This window comes from Amycolatopsis sp. NPDC004625, assembly GCF_040609695.1.
GTDB lineage: Bacteria > Actinomycetota > Actinomycetes > Mycobacteriales > Pseudonocardiaceae > Amycolatopsis.
This window is the reverse complement of record NZ_JBEXKX010000018.1, coordinates 51,377-69,585: the sequence shown is the minus strand read 5'-3', so window position 1 is coordinate 69,585 and position 18,209 is coordinate 51,377. Positions and strand designations below refer to the sequence as shown.

The window sequence follows — 18,209 nt, the reverse complement described above, 5'->3', positions numbered from 1 at the left end:
TATTGCCTACAATGGCAACATTCTGGAAAATCCGCCGATGGACGACGAGATCGAGGACGTGCTGATGATCGACACCGAGAAGGTGGCGGCGATCCGGGACGAACGGATCGACTGGAGGTTCAAGGGGCTCCCCGTGGCGCTGGAGGGCGACACGATCGGGGCCGCCGCCGGACGGCGGCTGAACCTGTTCGGCGACGGGTTCCTCGGGCCGGTGCTCACCCTCGACGAGACCGCCCTCGACCACAACATCACCACGATGGCCAAATGGTGCGCCCGGCGCGGCGTCGAGCTCGCGCCGCACGCCAAGACCACGATGGCGCCCCAGCTCTGGGCCCGGCAACTCGCCGCGGGCGCGTGGGGGCTGACCGCGGCCAACGCGGCCCAGCTGCGGGTGTACCGCGCGTTCGGGGTGTCCCGCGTCCTGTTCGCGAACCAGCTCGTCGACGCCGCGGCCCTGCGGTGGGTCGACCGGGAACGCGCCGCCGATCCCGGGTTTTCCTTTGCGAGCTTCGTCGACTCCGTGGCGGTCGTCGCGCGGATGGAGGAGTCGCTGCGCGAGATCGGCGCCCGGCCGGTCGACGTGCTGGTCGAGCTGGGCCGGACCGCGGGCCGCTCCGGGGCGCGGTCGATCGAGGACGCGCTCGTGGTGGCGCGGGCGGTGGCCGCCAGTCCCCTGCTGCGCCTGGTCGGCGTCGGCGGCTACGAAGGCGTCCTGGTCAACGACCCCTCGCCGCACAGCCTCGCGGTGATCGACGAGTTCCTGCAGCGCATGCGCGAACTGACGATCACGCTGGCCGGCGAAGGCCTGTTCGAGACCGGCGAAATCCTCGTCACCGCCGGGGGAAGCTGCTTCTTCGACCGGGTGGCCGACGTATTCGCCGGGCCGTGGCCCGGGCTGTCGGTCACCACCGTGCTGCGCAGCGGCTGCTACGTCACGCACGACGACGGGTTCTACCGCTGGATGTCGCCGTTCTCCCGCGGCGAAGCCGGTTCGCTGCGGCCCGCGATGCGGCTGTGGGCCCGCGTGACGTCGCTGCCCGAGCCCGGCCTCGCCCTGCTGACGGCGGGGAAACGCGACCTGTCGTTCGACGCCTGGCCGCCGGAGCCGCAGCTCGTGCGCACCGCCGACGGCACCGTCCGGCCGCTGCCGGACTGCGTGATCAAGCAGGTGAACGACCAGCACGCCTTCGTCACGCTGCCGCCGGGCCACGGCGTGGCGCCCGGCGACTGGGTGGGGCTCGGGCTGGCCTACCCCTGCACCGCGTTCGACAAGTGGGCGCTCATCCCGGTGGTGCGCGGGGAAACCGTGGTCGACTTCGTCCGCACGTACTTCTGATGCGGTGGTGGCAGGGCCGATCCGCTCCTGCCACCACCGCCGGAGTCAGTAGGACACGTCGCCGCGGAGGTGCTCGCTCGGCCGGCCGTCGACCCCGGCGGGCACGGTCCCGGTGACGGTCACGCGCTCGCCGAGGCGGTGCGCGCTGCCGTAGTCGTGGACCGCGTAGTGCATCGTCGTCTGGTTGTCCCAGATCGCGAGGTCGCCGGTCTGCCACCGCCACCGGACCGTGTGCTCCGGCTTGGTCGCGTACTCGTGCAGTACGCGGATCAGGTCGCGGCCGGCCTGCGGGGTGAAGCCCACCGCCCGGCGCGCGAAGCCGCCGATCAGGATCGACCGCTCGCCGGTTTCCGGGTGCACCCGGACCGCGGGGTGCTCCGCCTCGAAGATGTCGGTCAGGTAGCTGGTCCGGTAGCCGCCGTCGCTGTAGGTGTCGTCGGTGTAGTCGCAGTCGTTGGAGTGCACGATCCGCAGCCCGTCGGCCAGCGCGCGCAGACCGTCGGGCAGGTTCGCGTACGCGGCCGCGGTGTTGGCCCACAGCGTGTCGCCGCCCACCGGCGGGCAGACCTTGTTGTGCAGGAAGGCGAACGACGGCGGCTTCGCCAGGTAGGTCAGGTCGGTGTGCCAGTGGTTGGCCCGGGTGCCCTCGCCGCGCGAGTCCATCGCCCGCAGGTGCGGGCGGCCGTCCGGGCCGCCGTAGATCGGGTGGCCCAGGGTGAGCTCGCCGAACCGCCCGGCGAACGCGACCTGGCTGTCGTAGTCCAGCCGCTGGGCGCGCAGGAAGACCACCTTGTGCTCCAGCAGCGCCTTCCGGATGGCGGCCACGGTGGCGTCGCCGAGCGGCGCACCGGCGTCCACACCGCGGATCTCGGCACCGATGTGGCCGGTCAGCCTGCTGACCTCGACGTCGGTGGCGGTCGAGAGCGTTTCGGTCATGGGACACGCCTTTCCTGAGCTCCGGATGTCTGGTCTCGGGGTACCGTTCATGCTGGCACAGGTTGCCAACTCGGGCAACGTGTTCTAGCTGCACGTATTCGAGATTCGGCGGCGCCGTGATTGACTGACGTTGCCAAGGCGGCGCCGGTGTGTTGTCATCGTGGCGGAGGGCCGATGAACCAGGCGATCGAACGGAAACCCGCCGCGGCGGTACGGGAACCGGCGTTGCGGAGAACGCTGGCCCTGGACTACCTGGCGTGCTGCTTCGGGCGGTTCACGCTGATGCCGGTGCTGGCGCTCATGCTGGCCGCGGGCAGCGGCGGCGCGGCCTGGGCCGGCACCGGCATCGGCCTGTTCGGCTTCATGCTCTGCGCCGGGCTCGCCGCGCTGCCGGCCACCCGGTGGCTGCCGAAGTTCCCCTACGTCGTGAGCCTGCCCGCCAGCATGGTCTGTTCCGCCGTGGGGTTCGGGTTGCTGCCCTACACCCACCACGTCGTGCTCACGATGGCGCTGCTGTTCGTCGGCGCGTTCGGCATCAGCGTGCACGCGACCCTGGTCCGGGTCCTGGTCCGCGAGGTGGTCGACGGCGAGACCGGGCGCAACACGATCTACTCGATCCAGCAGATCGCCACCAACGCCGCGGCCGCGGTGGGCCCGTTCGCCGCCGGCGTGCTCTACGTGGCGGGCGACGCGCGGCCGCTGCTCGCGGTGATCGCCCTCGCCTACGTCCTGGCCGGGGTGACGCTGCTGGCCGGTCTCCCGCGCGGGCTCCGCCCGTCGGACGCCCTGCGCGAGCGGGTCCGCGGCCCCTCGCACCTGCTCGCGACGCTGCGCGGCCGGGAGGCCCGCCGGACCTCGCTGATCACGGTGGCCGGCGCGTTCGTCTACGCGCAGTTCTACTCGGCGTTCGCGCTGCTCGTCGGCTTCGCGGTGGACTCGGCGCTGCTGCGCGGCGCGCTGCTCGCCGGTCCGCCGGTGGCCATCGCGCTGCTGCAGACGCCGGTCACCGTGGTTGCCAACCGGTTCCTGCGCACCGGCGTGCGGCCGGCGCGGATCCTCGCGCTGGCCACCCTGGTGTTCGGGGTGGCGATGCTGCTGCTCGGCCTGGGGCTGCCGGTCGTGGTGGCGGCCACGGCGGCGATGGCGGTGTTCGCGGTCGCGGAAATGCTGTTCACCCCGATGGTGAGCACGGCGTTCAGCCGGCTCCCGGGGCCGTCCGCGCTGGCCGCGTCGAACCTGCAGGCCGTGGCCTGGACGAGCGGCGAGGCAGTCGGTTCGCTGTGCGGCGGCGCGCTGTTCCTGCTCGGCTACCACCACGGCGCCGGCCAGTGGTACTGGCTCGCGCTCGCCGTGGTGGCCGGGCTGGCCGCGGTGCCTTGCTTGACCGGCCGCCGGTCCACAGTGGACTGACCGGCGGCCCCGTCGACGACGAACTCGACCGACGACGTCAGCTCCACCGCGAGCGCCCGCGCCCGGGCCGGCGTGTCCGCGCCCGCCACGATGACGCCCGCGCGGTCGGTCGACTGCCGGATCGGGCCGATGAGTGCGCCCGGGGCCACCGTCAGCTCCGCGTGCAGCACGCCGGGGTGGGTCGTCACGGCGTCCCAGCCGTGGACCGCCAGCAGGCGCCCGGGTGGCGGGGCGAGGAAGTACGCCGCCGCCGCGCGGCTCGGGGACGGCAGCGGACCGGTGCGGTGGCCGCGGACGTCGTCGAAGATCAGGCCGAACAGCTCGAGGCCCGGAACGGCGTGCGCCAGCAGCAGGTGCAGCCAGTCCCCGCCCGGGCGGCCGTGGACCTCGCCCAGCACCACCTCGCCGCCGGTGAGCCACAGCTCGACGTGGAAGATCCCGAACCGCAGGCCCAGCGCGGTGAGCGCCGCGGTCACCTGTCGCTCGATCTCGCGCCGGGTGTCGCCCGGGAGCTCGGCGGGCAGCACGTGGCCCACCTCCACGAACCACGGCGGGGGCAGCGTTTCCTTCGCGGTGATCGCGAGGACCTCGGGTTTCCCGCCGAGGAACACGCCCTCCACGCTGAATTCGGGCCCCGGCACGAACTCCTCGACGAGGAACAGCCCCGGATCGGGCAGCTGACGCACGGCCTCGGGCAGTTCGGCGGCGCTGTGCACCTTCCGCACCCCGATGCTGGCCATCGCGTCCCGCGGCTTGACCACCCACGGGCCCGCCGACCCGGCCGTGAACGCGGCCGCGTCGGCGACGGACGTGCACAACCGGACGGCGGGTTGCCGGAAGCCGGCCGCCGCCAGCGCGGCCCGGCACTCGTCCTTGTTCCGGACGAGCCGCACCACCTCCGGCGGGTTGCCCGGGGCGCCGAGCGCCGCCGCGGCCGAAGCCGCGGCCAGCACCACGGTGTCCCGCAGGCCGAGCACGACGTCGAACGGCTCGTCCCGCTCCCGCACCCACCGCACGCTCGCCGCCGCGTCTTCCGGGTCGACGGCCGAAACCGCGTCGGCGAGGGCGGCGACCCGGGCCGTCGCCGCGAGGTTGGCCTCGGAGTTCGTCAGGTGGGACCGGATGCCGCGGGCCCGCGCCTGGGTCAGGGCCGCGGTGGCGATGTCCAGGCTCGACGCGACCGGGCCCGCACCGCCGAGGAACAGGAATCCCGTCATGCTCCCACCCCGCGCAGCCGGTAGACGCGGTCCTTGAGGTCGCTGATCGCCTTGTGGTCCGCGGCCAGCAACGCCGGGTCCGGGCCGGCCAGGAAGATCCGCAGCGGGCTCGTCAGCAGGTCCTCGGTCGGGCGGAGCCGCGCGCCGGGGGCGAGTTTGACGTTCACCGCGTGCACGGTGGGCAGCGCGGCGATCTCGTCGACGACCGCCTGGTCCACGGACTCGACGACACCGTCGGCCGTCGTGCTGGTGTTGTGCACGACGGCGTGGCAGCGGCGGGAGTAGACGCCGCCGGTGAACTCCTCCGGGCGCGCGAAGGCGAGCGCGGTCAGGTCGGCCTGGTTGCCGCCGAGGCAGCGGTCGTGGAAGCCGGGGTGCATGTTCCCGTTCAGCCGCGCGGCGATCTCGACCAGCGCCGGCCCCTCCGGCGTCATGATCACTTCGGCGTGGGCGGCACCGTGCCGGATGCCGAGCGCGCCCAGCACGCCGTCGACGTACTCGACCAGCTCGGGCACCGGGGCGCGGTCCGGGTCGAGCAGCACGTCCCGGTCGTAGATCGGCTTCCCGGCCGCCGTCGTGGTCTTGACGTATTCCCAGACGCCGCAGACGTACCGCCGCCCGTCGCGGCTGACGGTGTCCACAATGTACTCGGTGCCGGCCAGGAACGACTGCGCGAGCACGGCGGTGTTGCGCTCGCCGAACATGGTCGTGGCCGACAGGACCGCCCGCGCCGCCCGGTCCGCCGCCCCGGCGGTGCGGCAGATGGCGACGTCTTCGGTGGACGCCGAGCTGAGCGGCTTCACCACGACCGGGTAGCCGCCGGTCTCCCCCGCCCACGCGACGATCTCCTCCGGCGACGTGGCCACGCACTGCCGGGCGCAGCGGAGGCCCGCTTCCCGCAGCGTTTCGATCATCACGTACTTGTCCCGCCGGGCCGCCGAAAGGCGCGAACCGTTGGTGGCCAGCCCGAGCCGCTCGCTGAGCGCGTCGGCGAGCGGCACGCCGGACTCGGCGCCGGCCACGACCGCCACCGGGCGGTGGGCCGCCAGCGCCGTCACCACGCCGGGGATCGCCGCCGCGCCGGGACACGCGAGGCCGGCCCGGTAGCGGTCCAGGTCCGGCGGGGCCATCGAGGGCATCAGGTCCGCCGTGCTGCGGACGTGGACGACGTCGGTGCCGAGCCGGCGGAAGGCCGGCGGCAGGAAGTTCCCGGTCGAGTAACCGTCGACGATCACCGCGGTGGGGGCAGCCATGTGTTTCCTCGTTTCGGGCTGGTGGGGGTTAGCGCGTCGCGAGGCCGAGGCACTCCCGCACCAGGGGGTACGGCGGCTCGGCGACGAGGTAGAAGTGGTCCCCCCGGACGTTGCGCTCCCGGAACGTCCCCTCGGTCAGCTCCGCCCACGGCCGCCGGTCGGCGTCGACGTCGGCGTCTCCGACGATCGACGTCACCGGGCAGCGCAGCAGCGGCTCGGGGCGGTGGCCGTAGGCGTGGAACATGCGGCCGTCGCTGCGGACGTAGGGCAGCACCAGCTCCTGGAACAGCGGGTCCGCCGCCAGTTCGGGATCGGTGCCGCCGAGCGCGGCCAAGCGGCTCGCGGTGGTGTCGTCGTCCTCGAGTTCCCCGGGCGGTGGCCCCGGGTACGGCGCGTGCCGGGCCCCGGAGGCGAACAGGTGGGCCGGGCGCACCCCGGCCGCTTCGAGGCTGCGGGCCGTCTCCAGCGCCACCACCGCCCCCAGGCTGTGCCCGAACAACGCGATCGGCCGGTCCGCCAGCGGCAGCAGCGCCTCGGCGATCTCGCGGCCGAGGCGGGCCAGGTCCTCCGGTGGCGGCTCGTCGAGCCGTTCGGCGCGGCCGGGGTAGCGGACGGCGTGCACCTCCAGGTCGCCCAGGTGCCGGCCCCAGTCCCGGAAGAACGACGCCGACCCGCCGGCGTGCGGGAAGCAGACGAGCCGCGGCCGCGGCTCGCCGTGCACGACCGTGCACTGCAGCCAGACGTCGGGGCGTTCGGTCATTTCCCCGCACCTCCGCTCACGCGCTGCCGGCGGGCCCGGACCGCGTTGGCCCGCCGGGCGGCCGCCTGCCGGGCGTCGGCCCGCGACCGGCCGTCCTGGGTGCCGGTGTCCCGGATCAGCGCGGCCTGCTCGGACACCGTGGTGTGGCGGAAGAGCTGGACCACCGACGGCCGGATCCCGGTCCGGCGTTCCAGGGCCTCCTGCAGCTGGAACACGGTGAGCGAATGGCCGCCGAGGTCGAAGAAGTTGACCTCGACCGGCACCTCGGGCAGTTCGAGGACCTCGGCCCAGGCCGCCGCGACCTTGCCGACCGTGTCGCCGGCCGCGGTGGCGTCCGCAACGGCACCGGGCGGCGCGGTCTCGGCCGCGGCCTGCAGCGCGTTGCGGTCGATCTTGCCGGTGACGGTCTGCGGCAGGCGGTCCAGCGGCCGGATCCGGCCCGGGACGGCGGCCGCGGGCAGCCGGGCCGTCAGCTCGGTCCGCACCGCACCCGGGTCGACCGCGGCGGCGGCGAGGACGAACGCGGTGAGCGCGGGCGGGTCGCCCGCGGCCACGACGACGGCGTCGTCGATCCCGGCTATCGTCCGCAGAGCCGCTTCGACGGCCCCGAGTTCGACGCGGTGGCCGCGGATCTTCACCTGGTGGTCCCGGCGGCCGAGGAACTCGAGCAGGCCGTCGGCGGTGCGGCGCACGATGTCGCCGGTGCGGTACATGCGGGCGCCGTCACCCCCGGCGAAGGGGTCTTCGACGAACACGGCGGCGGTCGCGTCCGGCCGGCCGAAGTAGCCGCGGGCCACGCCGTCACCGCCGACGTACAGCTCGCCCTGCGTCCCGTCGGGCACCGGCTGCCGCCGGTCGTCGAGCACGTAGAGGCGCGCTCCGGGCACCGGTCCGCCGATCGACACCGGGCCGGGCGCGTCGAACCGGCGGTAGCTGGCCCAGACCGTCGCCTCGGTGGGGCCGTACTCGTTGACGAGCGCGACGGCACCGGCGTGGACGGCGAAGTGGCGGTCCACCAAGGACTGCGGCAGCGGCTCGCCGGCGACGATGACGGTGTCGAGCGTGCTCAGGCCGCGTCCGCCGAGCCGGGCGGCCGCGTCGAGCAGGACGCGGTAGAGGGACGGCACGCACAGCATCCGCGTGACGGCGTGCTCTTCGATGAGCGCGAGCAGCCGTCCGGGGTCGCGCACCTCGTCCGGGCGGGCGACGACCACGCTGCCGCCGGCCGTCAGCGTGCCCCACAGCCCGGCGACCGAGGAGTCGAACGCCAGCGGCGAGACCAGGAGGAAGACCGGGGCACCGGGGTACACCGCGTGCCGGGCCCCGGTCGACGCGGTCAGCTGGCCGTGCTCGACCAGGACGCCCTTCGGCTCGCCGGTGCTGCCCGAGGTGTAGATCAGGTAGGCGGGATCGGCCGCGCCGACCGGGATCGGCGGCAACGGGACTTCCCCGCCCTCGGCCGCCTCGTCCGCGCGGATCAGCGGAAGGCCGCTCCCGGCCAGCCGGTCGCCGGTCACGACGGCCGCGGCCACCCGGGCGTCGGCCAGCACGGCGGCGATCCGCGCGTCCGGCTGGGCCTGGTCGAGGGGGACGTAGGCCGCGCCGGCCCGGAGGACCCCGAGCGCCGCGGCCACCATGGCCGCCGACGGCTCGGCGAGGACGGCGACGCGGCTGCCCCGGCCGGCGCCCGCCGCGGCCAGCCGGGCCGCGATCCGGCCGGCCCAGGCGTCCAGGGCCCGGTAGCCGACGCGGTGGCCGCCGCTCCGCACGGCCGTCCGGTCGGGCTGCGTCCGGGCGAAGCGGGCGACCAGTTCGGGCACCGGGGTGCCGCTGCTGCCGGGCCGGCGGACCCGGTCGTCGGTCTGGTGCGGGGATGCCACAGGAATCTCCTCCACTGGTTGGCCGAAGCTCGGGCCGGTCACGCCGGCGGGTTCAGCAGGGCGCGCACGATCTCCGCCTGCCGGCCCAAGGTCCGGCCGGTGAGCAGGGCGCGCAACGGGACCTGGACGCCGAGCTCCTGCTTGACCTTGCGGGCCAGCTGCGTGATCAGCAGGGAGTCGCCGCCCAGCCGGAAGAAGTCCGACTCGTCGGTGAGGTCGGGTTCGCCGAGCAGTTCCGCCCACAGCCCGGCCAGCAGCGCGGCCGGCTCCGGCGGCTCGGGGGCCGCCGGCGGGGCGGGGACGTCCTCGGGGGCCGGCTGCGGGCCGTCGACCTCCGGGGCCAGCCAGCGCGGCCCGGCGAAGGCGTAGGACGGCAGGTGGACCAGGCCGCCCTCGGCGCACAGCCGCGCGGTGTCGAGGGGCAGGCCCTGCGTCCACAGCGTGCCGAGCGCGGTCAGCAGCTCTTCGGCCGGGCGAGCGGTGCGGGACGGCGACAGCGGGACGGCGTCGAGCATCGCCGACAACGCCTGGCCCGGGCCGACTTCGACGAACACCGCACCGGGCAGCCGGGTCCGGATCACTTCGGCGGCCGGGGCGAACCGGACCGGTTGCCGCGCCTGGCGCACGAACAGGTCCGCGTCGACGCGGGTGCCGGGCAGGACGAGCTCGCCGGTGGCGTTCGCCGCGAACGGCACCGACGGGCGTCCCGGCACGACGCCGTCCAGCGCCGCGGCCAGGCCCGGCAGGGCCGGCTCGACGAGCGCGGAGTGGAACGCGTGGCTCGTCCGCAGTTCCTTGCTGAAGACGCGGTCGCCCAGCCACGCCCGGAACTGCCCGGCCGCCGCGGCGGTGCCGGCGAGCACGCAGGAGTCGGCCGAGTTGACCGCCGCCAGTTCCAGTGCGCAGCCGGACTCCGCGAGCAGCTGCGTCGCGGTGGCTTCGTCGCAGCCCACGGCGAGCATGGCGCCGGGCGGGCAGGCCTGCATCGCCCGGCCACGGGCCACGACGAACGCCGCCGCGGCCGGCAGGTCGAAGACCCCCGCGCAGCAGGCGGCGGTGAGTTCGCCGAGGCTGTGCCCGAGCAGCGCGGCGGGCGTGAGCCCCAGCGCGGTCAGCGCCCGGGCCGCCGCGTGTTCGACGGCGAACAGCGCGGGCTGGGCCAGCTCGGTCGCTTCCAGCTCGGCCGCGGGGAAGTCCGGGTCGAACAATGCGGCCCGCACCCGCGCCGACAGTTCCGGCGGGAAGGCGGCCAGGCAGTCCTCCAGCGGTTCGCCGAACCCCGGCAACGCTTCGGCGAACGGCCGGGCCATCCCCGGTCGCTGGGCACCCTGGCCGGGGAACACGAAGACGGTGGGCGGCGGCCCGTCGGCGGGACGGCGGCCGCGCACGACGCCCACGCCGCCGCTGATGCGGCCGGCGACCTCGGCGCTGGTCCGGCCGGTCACGGCGGCGCGTTCGGCCAGCATCGCCCGGCCCGCCGCGAGCGTGTGCGCGACGTCGGCGAGGTCGGGGTTCTCCTTGACCAGGTGCTCCCCCAGGGCCACGACTCCGCGGGTCAGCGCGGCCGAGTCGGCCGCCGACACCAGGACCAGCCGGCTTGCGTCGCCCTCCCGGCGCGTGACCGGCGGCGGCTCGGGGGCCTGTTCGACGAGCACGTGGACGTTGGTGCCGCCGATGCCGAACGAGCTGACCCCGGCCCGCCGGGGCACCGGGCCGGACCACGGTTCGAGGCCGGCCGGCACGTACAGGGGCGAATCGGCGGTCTCCAGCAACGGGTTGAGCCGGGTGAACCCGCCGACCGGCGGGACGGTCCCTTCGCCCACCACCAGCAGCGCCTTGATGAGCGCGGCGAGGCCGGCGGCGGCGTCGAGGTGGCCGGTGTTGCCCTTCAGCGCTCCGACGGCGATCCGGTGCGGGCCGGCTCCCCGGCCGCGGTAGGCCGCCGACGCGGCGGACCACTCGATGGGGTCACCGACCTTCGTGCCGGTGCCGTGGGTTTCTAGGTAGCCGACGGAGTCCGCGTCGACGTCGGCCGCGCTCAACGCGGCTTCGATCGCGGCCTGCTGCCCGGACGGCGAAGGGGCGTAGTACCCGGCCTTGGCCGCGCCGTCGTTGTTGACCGCGCTGCCGAGGATGACCCCGTGCGGCCGGATGCCGTCGTCGAGGGCGTCGGCCAGGCGGCGCAGGACCACGCACGCCACGCCGGAGCCGGCGAGCACGCCGTCGGCCCCGGCGTCGAACGGGCGGCAGGCGCCGGAGGCGGACTGGATGCCGCCGTCGACGTGCACGTACCCCGCCTGGGGGAAGTCGACGCCCGCGGCGGCCACCACGGCCTGGTCGCAGTCGCCGTTGAGCAGGGCCTGGATCGCCAGGTGCAGCCCGACCAGCGAGGACGAGCAGGCCGTCCGCACGCCGATGGCGGGGCCGGTCAGGTCGAGCTTGTAGGCGATGAGGCTGGCGATGAAGTCCGGCTCGGTGCCGTGGATCGCCTGGTCGAGGACCTGCGGTTCGAGCGGGCCGCGCGACAGCATGGCGCGCAGGTACCCGCTGCCGCTGTCGGAGGCGTAGACGCCGGTGACCGGGCCCTCGCCCAGCGGTGCCCGGCCGGCGTCTTCGAGGGCCGCCCACGCGGCCTCGAGCATCAGCCGGTGCTGCGGGTCCATCAGCTCGGCGTCGCGGGCGCTGAACCGGAACACCGTGTGGTCGAACCGGTCGGCGTCGGCCAGGTGACCGCGGACGGGCACGTAACCCGGGTCGCCGAGCTCGGCGGCCGGGACCCCGGCCCGGGCCAGCTCGGCCGGGTCCAGTGTCGTCGTCAGCACCTGTCCCGAGGTCACCGCCGACCACAGCTCGGTGATGCTCGCCGAGCCGGGAAACCGGCCGGACATGCCGGTGACGGCGATGTCGAAGGAACGATCGCGGGCCATCTCACCCCCAGAGTCGGAACTTTCCCCAGGTTGCCTCATTAGGCAATCACTGGCAAGCTGTTGACAATTGTTGGCAACAGCTGGCGGGGATCCGACCTGGTGAAGGGGCGAACGTGCAGCCAGATCCACAGTGGACGACCGAGACCGGCCTGCACGACGCCGTGGCGCGCACGGCACGCGACCGGCCACAGGCCGTCGCCCTGGTTTCCGGGCGCCGCACCGTCGGCTACGGCGAGCTGGACCGCACGGCCGACGCCTGGGCGGCGAGCCTCGGCACCGGAGCGGGCGACCTGGTCCCGATCACCCTGCCGCGCGGTGTGGAGCTGGTGACCGCGTTGCTGGCGGTGCTGAAGACCGGCGCGGCCTACGCCCTGCTGGACCCGGCGTGGCCGGCGGACCGCCTGCGCGAGGCCGTCGGGCAGCTGGACCCGCCGCTGCTGGTGACCCGGCCCGGCGGGGTCGAGCTGCCCGGGCTGCCGTCGTGGACACCGCCGTCCGGCCCGGTCGCCGAGGCGCCTGCGTTCCGGCCCGCCGCCGTCGACGGCTCGGCGCCGTGCTGCGTCTTCTTCACCTCCGGCACCACGGGAACGCCGAAGGGGGTGCTGGTCCCGCACCGGGCGACGGCCCGGCTTTTCCGGCCGGGCACGTTCGCGCGGTTTTCCCCCGCCACCGTGATGCCGCTGGCCGCGCCGGCGCCCTGGGACGCGTTCTCCCTCGAACTGTGGTCGGCGCTGTTCAACGGCGGGACGAGCGTGATCGTCGACGAGCCGTTCCTGTCGGCGGCCTCGCTGCAGGACGGGATCAGCCGCCACGGCGTCGACACGGTCTGGCTCACCAGCAGCCTGTTCTCCATGATCGTCGACGAATCACCCGAGGCGTTCCGCGGCCTGAGCCAGCTCATGATCGGCGGGGAACGGCTCTCCCCCGGGCACGTGGCCCGGTTCCTGCGCCGGCATCCCGCGATCACGCTGCTCAACGGCTACGGGCCGGTCGAAAGCACGGTCTTCGCCACCACCCACCGCATCACCCCGGCCGACTGCGACCGGCCCGGCGGGATCCCGCTCGGCCGGCCGGTCCCGGGCACCGAGGTCCACGTGCTCGACGGCGTGCGCCCCTGCGCGGCCGGCGAGCCCGGCGAAATCTGCCTCGCGGGCGACGGGCTGGCCCTGCGGTACCTCGGCCGTCCCGAACTCACCGACGCGAAGTTCATCACCGTCCGGATCGGGGACCGGACGCGGCGGCTGTACCGGACCGGCGACCTGGGCGCGTGGGACACCGCCGGCCTGCTGCATTTCCACGGCCGCGCCGACCGGCAGGTCAAGATCCGCGGCCACCGCGTCGAACCGGCCGAGGTGGAACGCCAGCTCGAGCGGCTGCTGCCGGCCGTGCGCGCCTGCCGCGTCCTGGCCCGCCGCGACGACGGCGGCAGCGTCCGGGAGCTGCTGGCGTTCTGCACCCCCGCCGTCCCGGACGGGGCGATGGCGACGCTGCGGGCCGCCCTGCTGCCCCACCACCGGCCCGCGGCGCTGATCGCCGTCGACGTCTTTCCCGTGACGTCCCAAGGCAAACTCGACGAACGGGCCTTGCTGGCCATGGCCGGAGAACCGGCCGAGGTGGCACCCGCGGACGAGCACGAAGATCCACTCGTCCGCCTGGTGGCGGAGACGTTCGGCGCGGTTCTCGGCCGGCCGGGCGTGCCCGCCGACGTCCCGTTCACCGACCTGGGCGGCGGCTCGCTCGACGCCGGCCGGGTGTGCGCGCGGCTGACCGGACGGCTCGGCCGCGCGGTCCCGGTGTCCCGGCTCTACCAGCACCCGACGGCCCTCGCGCTCGCCGGCCGGCTCCGCTCGTCCCGGCCGCCCACGCCGCCCCGACCGGCCGAGGCGGACGCCGGGACACCGCTGACGCCGATGCAGCTGGTGTTCCTGACCCGGCAGCTGCGGGACCCCGGCGACCGGACCTCGCACTGCCTGCTCACCTGGGTCGTCGAAGGCGAACTCGACCACGCGGCGCTCGAAGCGGCCATCGCCGAGGTCCACCGGCGCCACGAGCCGCTGCGCGCCGCGTACCTGCCCGACCCGCACCCGGCCGCGCACGTCGTCGACATCGAGCCGCCGCCAGTGGAGTACCTGCCTCGCCAGCCCGGGGTCGAGGCGGCCGTCGAAGCCCTGCGTGAACTGCTTTCCGAGCCCCTCGACCCGACCGCCGGTGACGTCTGGCGGACCGCGCTGGCCGAAGTGGACGGCGGTTCGGTCGCCGTGTTCGGCTGCCTGGTCCACCACATCGCCTTCGACGGCCGGTCGGAGTCGGTGCTCGCCCGCGACCTGGCGGCCGGCTACGAGGCCGCGCGCGGCTCGGCAACCGCCACCCCGGACCCGGTGACCTTGGCGGACGCGTACCGCGCCTACGCCGCACGCCTCGAAGGCTCCGCGGCGCACCACGCCTCCCTCCGCGAGGAATTCTCCGGCGCGCCCGACCTGCGGTGGCCGGCCGGCGCCACCGAACCCGCCGCCGGCTGCATGGTGGAGATCCCGCTGTCGGCCGCGGTCGTCGCCGGGGTGGACGCAGTGGCCGCCACGGCCGGTGTCAGCCGGTTCGCCGTCCTGCTGACCTGCTACGCCACCAGCCTGGCCGAGGTCACCGGGCAGGACGACTTCGTCGTGGGCGTGCCGGTGGTCCAGCGCGACGCGCCGGTCCTGGAACGCGCCATCGGGTGTCACATCACGATGCTCGCCCTGCGCCTGCGCGGCATCACGCCGGACGCGGTCCGCGCGGTCGGGCGGCTCGCGGAACGGGCCTTCGCCGCCCAGGACGTCCCGTTCCCGGAGCTGCTGCGGGTCGCCGGCGTCCAGCCGGGCGAGCGGCACCCGCTGTTCCAGACGGTGTTCGCGCTGCAGGACAACCCGGCTCCGGAGCTCCGGCTGAGCGGGCTGAGGACGACGTTCCTGCGTCAGCCTTACCTCGACCTTCCGCTGGAACTGCACACCGAACTGTGGCCCGCGCCCGGCGGCGGCCTGCTGGTGACGGTCCACTTCCGGCCCGAAGCGGTCCCGGAAGTCACCGCGCAGGAAATCGCCAAGCGCTTCGCCGACCGCACGCACACCCTCCGCTCAGGACAGGCGCGATGACGACGCTCACGGCACACCCCGACGCCCTCGCTGACCCGCGGACCCACGCCGCGGGCGACGCCCCCGCGATCTGGCGGTGGATGCGCGAGCACGCCCCGGTGCACTGGCACGAACCCGGTCACCTGCCCGGGTTCTGGTCGCTGACCCGCTACGACGACGTCCGCGCCGCCTACCGCGACCCGCGGACGTTCAGTTCGCGCCACGGGGTGCTGCTGCGGCCGGCCGAGCTGGGCCAGGACCCCGGTGGCGGGATGACGCTGGCCCTCACCGATCCCCCGCGGCACAAACAGCTGCGGGCCGTCGTCGCCGACTGGTTCACCGCGCGTTCGGTCCGCGGCCTGGAAGAGGCGATGCGGCGGGCCGTCAAGGACGTCCTCGCCCGGGCGCTCGAACGCGGCGAATGCGATGTGGTGCACGACATCGCGGGCCGGCTGTCCATCTCCGTCATCGGCCATCTGATGGGCGTGCCCGAGGAGGACCACGAAGCACTTTTCCGGTGGACGAACGAGGCGTTCGCGGCGCACATTTCCCTGGCCGCGCACCAGGAGCTGATGCGGTACTTCATCGCGCTGATGGACCGGCGGATGACGGACCCGGGCGACGACCTGGTGAGCATGCTCATCGGCGGGACGATCGACGACCGGCTGCTCACCGAAGAGGAGATCCTGCTCAACTGCGAAAACCTGGTCGGCGCCACGGAAAACGGCCGCCTCGCCCTGGCGGGCGGCGTCCTCGCCCTGCTCCGGTACCCCGGCCAATGGGCCAAGCTGGTGGCCGACCCGGGATTGCTGCCCACCGCGGTCGAAGAGATCCTGCGGTGGACGTCGAGCGCGACGCACAGCATGCGCACCGCGACGGCCCCGGTCGAGCTGGGCGGGCACCGCATCGAGGCCGGTGACCGGGTGGTGCTGTGGGTGCCGTCGGCCAACCGCGACGAGACGGTCTTCGCGCACCCCGACCGGTTCGACGTGGCCCGCAAACCCAACCGCCACCTGGCTTTCGGCGGCGGCGAGCACTTCTGCCTCGGCGCGGTGCTGGCGCGTGCGCAGATGCGGATCCTGTTCGGCGAGTTCCTCGGCACGGTGGCGGAGTTCGAGCTGACCGGCCCGGTGCGGCCGGTGGCGTCGATCAACGTGGGCGGCCCGGAGACCCTGCCGATCCGGCTCACCGGGAAGTAGGTCAGAGGAACTGGCCGCCGGCCAGGTAAGGCGCCGGTTCCGGCATGCCCCGCAACGCGAGGTACCCCTCCTGGCCGATGTCCAGCCGCGCGGCCAGCCCGACGTCGACCGCCCACTCGTTGGCCGTCGTGATGCAGTTGACCAGGGTCTCGCCCGACGACGACGCCAGGCTCTCCCACAGCAGCTTCTCCGCCGTCTCCTGGTCGGCGGCCGCCAGGAGCGCCGGGCGGCCGCTGCCGTCGACGTACACGTACCCGCGCGTCCCGCAAACCACCAGGCGGTTGTTGTCCAGCAGGTACCGGTGGTCCGGGCCGTGCCCGGCGCCGCGGCGCTGTTCGTCCAGCTCGTCCATCCAGCCGAAGTCGCTTTCGCTGCCCTCGTGCAGTCCGGTGATCGCCGGGAGCGTCGCCCGGTCCACCGTGCCGACCATGCGCATCTGCGGGTACAGCGAGAACCCGGCCAGCCGGTAGCGGCGGGTCGCCCCCGGGTGCACGGTCGAGGAGAACAGGCCGGCGCGGTCGCCCGCGTGCGCCAGCGTCGCGTCGATCAGCCGCTTGCCGATGCCCTGCCCCTGGTGGCTCGGCAGCACGCCGTAGGTGGCGAGGTACCACACGCGGCCGCGGTTCTGGGAAATCGCGAACCCGACGATTTCGTCGCCGTCGGTGGCGACCCAGCAGCCTTCCGGATCCACTTCGAGGAAGTAGCGCATCCGGTCGATCCACTTCTTCGTGCCCGCCTCCGACCGCGGTTCCGGTTCGGGTTCGCTGACCCGGCGGTCACGCGCGTCCGCTTCGAGGAAGACGGCATCGGAAGTGCGTTCGGCTTTCGGCAGATCTCCGACCCGCAGCAATCGCACCGCTGGCTGGTTCACGCGTGCAGCTCCTCATTCCGGTCGGCCGGCCGGTCGGGGAAATCCCGGACCGTGCGGATCGGTCCCCACAACAGGATCAGCGAGCAGCATACCAGCGCGCCGGTCATGATCCACATCGTCGGGCGCAGCCCGATCCGGTCACCGAGGAAACCACCCAGAATCGCGCCGACCGGGATCGTGCTGTATTTGATGAAAGTCGTCGTCGCCACCACCCGGCCGAGCAGCCGCGGCGGACAGTACGCCTGCCGGAAACTGTCCAGGGAGATGTTTCCGGCCACCAGGCTGCCGTCCACCGCGAGCAGTCCGACGAAGAAGAAAAGAACCCGCAGATCGGGACCGGCCAACGGCATCAGCAATCCGAACGGGGTGGCGGCGAACCTCCCGATCAGGAATCCGCGCGCGCTCCCGAACCGGCGCACCAGCGGCCGGACGACGAACGCGCCGAGGATCCCGCCGACCCCGCCCGCGGCCACCAGCAGGCCCACGACACCGGGGCTCACCCCGACCGTCCGGATGAGGAACGCGACGTAGATCGACTGGTAGCCGTCCAGCGCGAGGTTCGCCATGGCGCCGTACAGCACGATCGGCCTGAAGTAGGCGTCCTTGAGGACGAAGTGCAGGCCCTCCCGCATTTCCGTGCGGAGCCCGGCGCGCCGCCGGCCGCGGGTGTCTTCGGGCACCGGCTTGCGGATCCGCGTCATGCAGAACGCCGACAGCAGGTAGGCGCCCGCGTTGACCAGCACCCCGGTCGCCGCGCCGAACGCCTGGGCGATGAGCCCGCCGGCGCTCGGCCCGACCATCAGCATCGCCGACTCGCTGCCCTGCAGCTTCGCGTTGCCCTCCATCAGGTCGCGTTCGCCGACCAGCAGCGGGAAGTAGGCGTGGTAGGCGGTGACGAAGAAGACCGTGGCCCCGCCGGTCACCAGCGCCACGACGAGCAGCTGGCCGATCGTCAGGGCCCCCGCGTACCACGCCAGCGGCACGCTGAGCAGCACCGCCGCCGACAGCAACCCGCAGGTGATGAGCACCGGCCGCTTCGGCAGCCGGTCGACCCAGGCACCCGCGGGCAGCCCGATGAGCAGCCACGGCAGCCACACCGCGGCGGCCAGGAAACCGAGCATCAGCGGGCTCGAATCCAGCACCGTCACGGCCACCAGCGGCAGCGCCAGCCCGGTCGCGTTGCTCGCGAAGACGCTGGTGGTCTCCCCCGCCCAGAAGAACCGGAAATCCCGGTGCGCGAACAGGCTCCGGCGTTCCGTGCCGCCGTCCCCCGGTTCCCCCGCCCGGTCGGCCGTTTCATGCATGAACAGACA

At 74.1% G+C, this 18,209-nt stretch carries 12 protein-coding genes; 4 read left to right on the top strand and 8 right to left on the bottom strand.

The features are described 5' to 3' along the window. Positions 1-37: 37 nt before the first annotated feature. The gene (locus ABZW17_RS22085; RefSeq protein ID WP_354817034.1) at positions 38-1,336 is read left to right on the top strand and encodes an amino acid deaminase; all 1,299 of its coding nucleotides are present in this window, start codon (positions 38-40) and stop codon (positions 1,334-1,336) included. A gap of 45 nt (positions 1,337-1,381) precedes the next feature. Here ABZW17_RS22085 and ABZW17_RS22080 read toward each other — a convergent pair whose 3' ends face one another. Continuing rightward, positions 1,382-2,272 (bottom strand): TauD/TfdA family dioxygenase, encoded by an 891-nt coding sequence (locus ABZW17_RS22080; protein ID WP_354817031.1) that lies wholly within the window; start codon positions 2,270-2,272, stop codon positions 1,382-1,384. A gap of 174 nt (positions 2,273-2,446) precedes the next feature. Here ABZW17_RS22080 and ABZW17_RS22075 point away from each other — a divergent pair, with 174 nt between their 5' ends. Further along, positions 2,447-3,682 (top strand): MFS transporter, encoded by a 1,236-nt coding sequence (locus tag ABZW17_RS22075; RefSeq protein ID WP_354817028.1) that lies wholly within the window; start codon positions 2,447-2,449, stop codon positions 3,680-3,682. On the opposite strand, the gene ABZW17_RS22070 is transcribed toward ABZW17_RS22075, so the two are convergent. Genes ABZW17_RS22070 through ABZW17_RS22050 form a run of 5 tightly spaced genes read right to left on the bottom strand, consistent with a single transcriptional unit; the run spans position 3,580 to position 11,719 of the window. Continuing rightward, a complete protein-coding gene (locus tag ABZW17_RS22070; protein WP_354817025.1) occupies positions 3,580-4,899 on the bottom strand; it encodes an ATP-grasp domain-containing protein in 1,320 nt (439 codons plus the stop codon). The two genes, ABZW17_RS22075 and ABZW17_RS22070, sit on opposite strands and share 103 nt — an antisense overlap. After that, the gene (locus tag ABZW17_RS22065; protein WP_354817022.1) at positions 4,896-6,152 is read right to left on the bottom strand and encodes an ATP-grasp domain-containing protein; all 1,257 of its coding nucleotides are present in this window, start codon (positions 6,150-6,152) and stop codon (positions 4,896-4,898) included. Before ABZW17_RS22065 ends, ABZW17_RS22070 begins: the two co-directional genes overlap by 4 nt. Before the next feature lie 28 nt (positions 6,153-6,180). After that, positions 6,181-6,912, bottom strand: coding sequence for an alpha/beta fold hydrolase (locus tag ABZW17_RS22060; protein WP_354817020.1), 732 nt, complete (start codon positions 6,910-6,912; stop codon positions 6,181-6,183). Further along, complete coding sequence (locus tag ABZW17_RS22055; RefSeq protein ID WP_354817017.1) at positions 6,909-8,792, bottom strand: non-ribosomal peptide synthetase; 1,884 nt, start codon at positions 8,790-8,792, stop codon at positions 6,909-6,911. The genes ABZW17_RS22060 and ABZW17_RS22055 overlap by 4 nt, the downstream gene beginning before the upstream one ends. 38 nt (positions 8,793-8,830) lie before the next feature. After that, entirely contained in the window at positions 8,831-11,719 is a 2,889-nt protein-coding gene (locus tag ABZW17_RS22050) for a beta-ketoacyl synthase N-terminal-like domain-containing protein (protein ID WP_354817014.1), read from the bottom strand. A gap of 113 nt (positions 11,720-11,832) precedes the next feature. On the opposite strand from ABZW17_RS22050, the gene ABZW17_RS22045 reads away from it, so the two are divergent. Then, positions 11,833-14,847, top strand: a complete 3,015-nt coding sequence (locus ABZW17_RS22045; RefSeq protein WP_354817011.1) for an amino acid adenylation domain-containing protein — start codon at positions 11,833-11,835, stop codon at positions 14,845-14,847. Next, positions 14,844-16,025, top strand: a complete 1,182-nt coding sequence (locus ABZW17_RS22040; RefSeq protein ID WP_354817008.1) for a cytochrome P450 — start codon at positions 14,844-14,846, stop codon at positions 16,023-16,025. The genes ABZW17_RS22045 and ABZW17_RS22040 overlap by 4 nt, the downstream gene beginning before the upstream one ends. Before the next feature lies 1 nt (position 16,026). Here ABZW17_RS22040 and ABZW17_RS22035 read toward each other — a convergent pair whose 3' ends face one another. Both ABZW17_RS22035 and ABZW17_RS22030 read right to left on the bottom strand, forming a co-directional pair. After that, entirely contained in the window at positions 16,027-16,896 is an 870-nt protein-coding gene (locus ABZW17_RS22035) for a GNAT family N-acetyltransferase (RefSeq protein WP_354817005.1), read from the bottom strand. Then, positions 16,893-18,200: an MFS transporter gene (locus tag ABZW17_RS22030; protein WP_354817002.1), complete on the bottom strand. Its 1,308-nt coding sequence runs from the start codon at positions 18,198-18,200 to the stop codon at positions 16,893-16,895. The genes ABZW17_RS22035 and ABZW17_RS22030 overlap by 4 nt, the downstream gene beginning before the upstream one ends. Between the last annotated feature and the right edge of the window lie 9 nt (positions 18,201-18,209).

Excerpts from the sequence above, each read along its gene's own strand:
- ABZW17_RS22080 (WP_354817031.1), bottom strand. The coding sequence starts at position 2,272 with ATGACCGAAACGCTCTCGACCGCCACCGACGTCGAGGTCAGCAGGCTG.
- ABZW17_RS22075 (WP_354817028.1), top strand. The coding sequence starts at position 2,447 with ATGAACCAGGCGATCGAACGGAAACCCGCCGCGGCGGTACGGGAACCG.
- ABZW17_RS22060 (WP_354817020.1), bottom strand. The coding sequence starts at position 6,912 with ATGACCGAACGCCCCGACGTCTGGCTGCAGTGCACGGTCGTGCACGGC.
- ABZW17_RS22050 (WP_354817014.1), bottom strand. The coding sequence starts at position 11,719 with ATGGCCCGCGATCGTTCCTTCGACATCGCCGTCACCGGCATGTCCGGC.
- ABZW17_RS22065 (WP_354817022.1), bottom strand. The coding sequence starts at position 6,152 with ATGGCTGCCCCCACCGCGGTGATCGTCGACGGTTACTCGACCGGGAAC.
- ABZW17_RS22085 (WP_354817034.1), top strand. The coding sequence starts at position 38 with ATGGACGACGAGATCGAGGACGTGCTGATGATCGACACCGAGAAGGTG.
- ABZW17_RS22040 (WP_354817008.1), top strand. The coding sequence starts at position 14,844 with ATGACGACGCTCACGGCACACCCCGACGCCCTCGCTGACCCGCGGACC.
- ABZW17_RS22070 (WP_354817025.1), bottom strand. The coding sequence starts at position 4,899 with ATGACGGGATTCCTGTTCCTCGGCGGTGCGGGCCCGGTCGCGTCGAGC.
- ABZW17_RS22030 (WP_354817002.1), bottom strand. The coding sequence starts at position 18,200 with ATGCATGAAACGGCCGACCGGGCGGGGGAACCGGGGGACGGCGGCACG.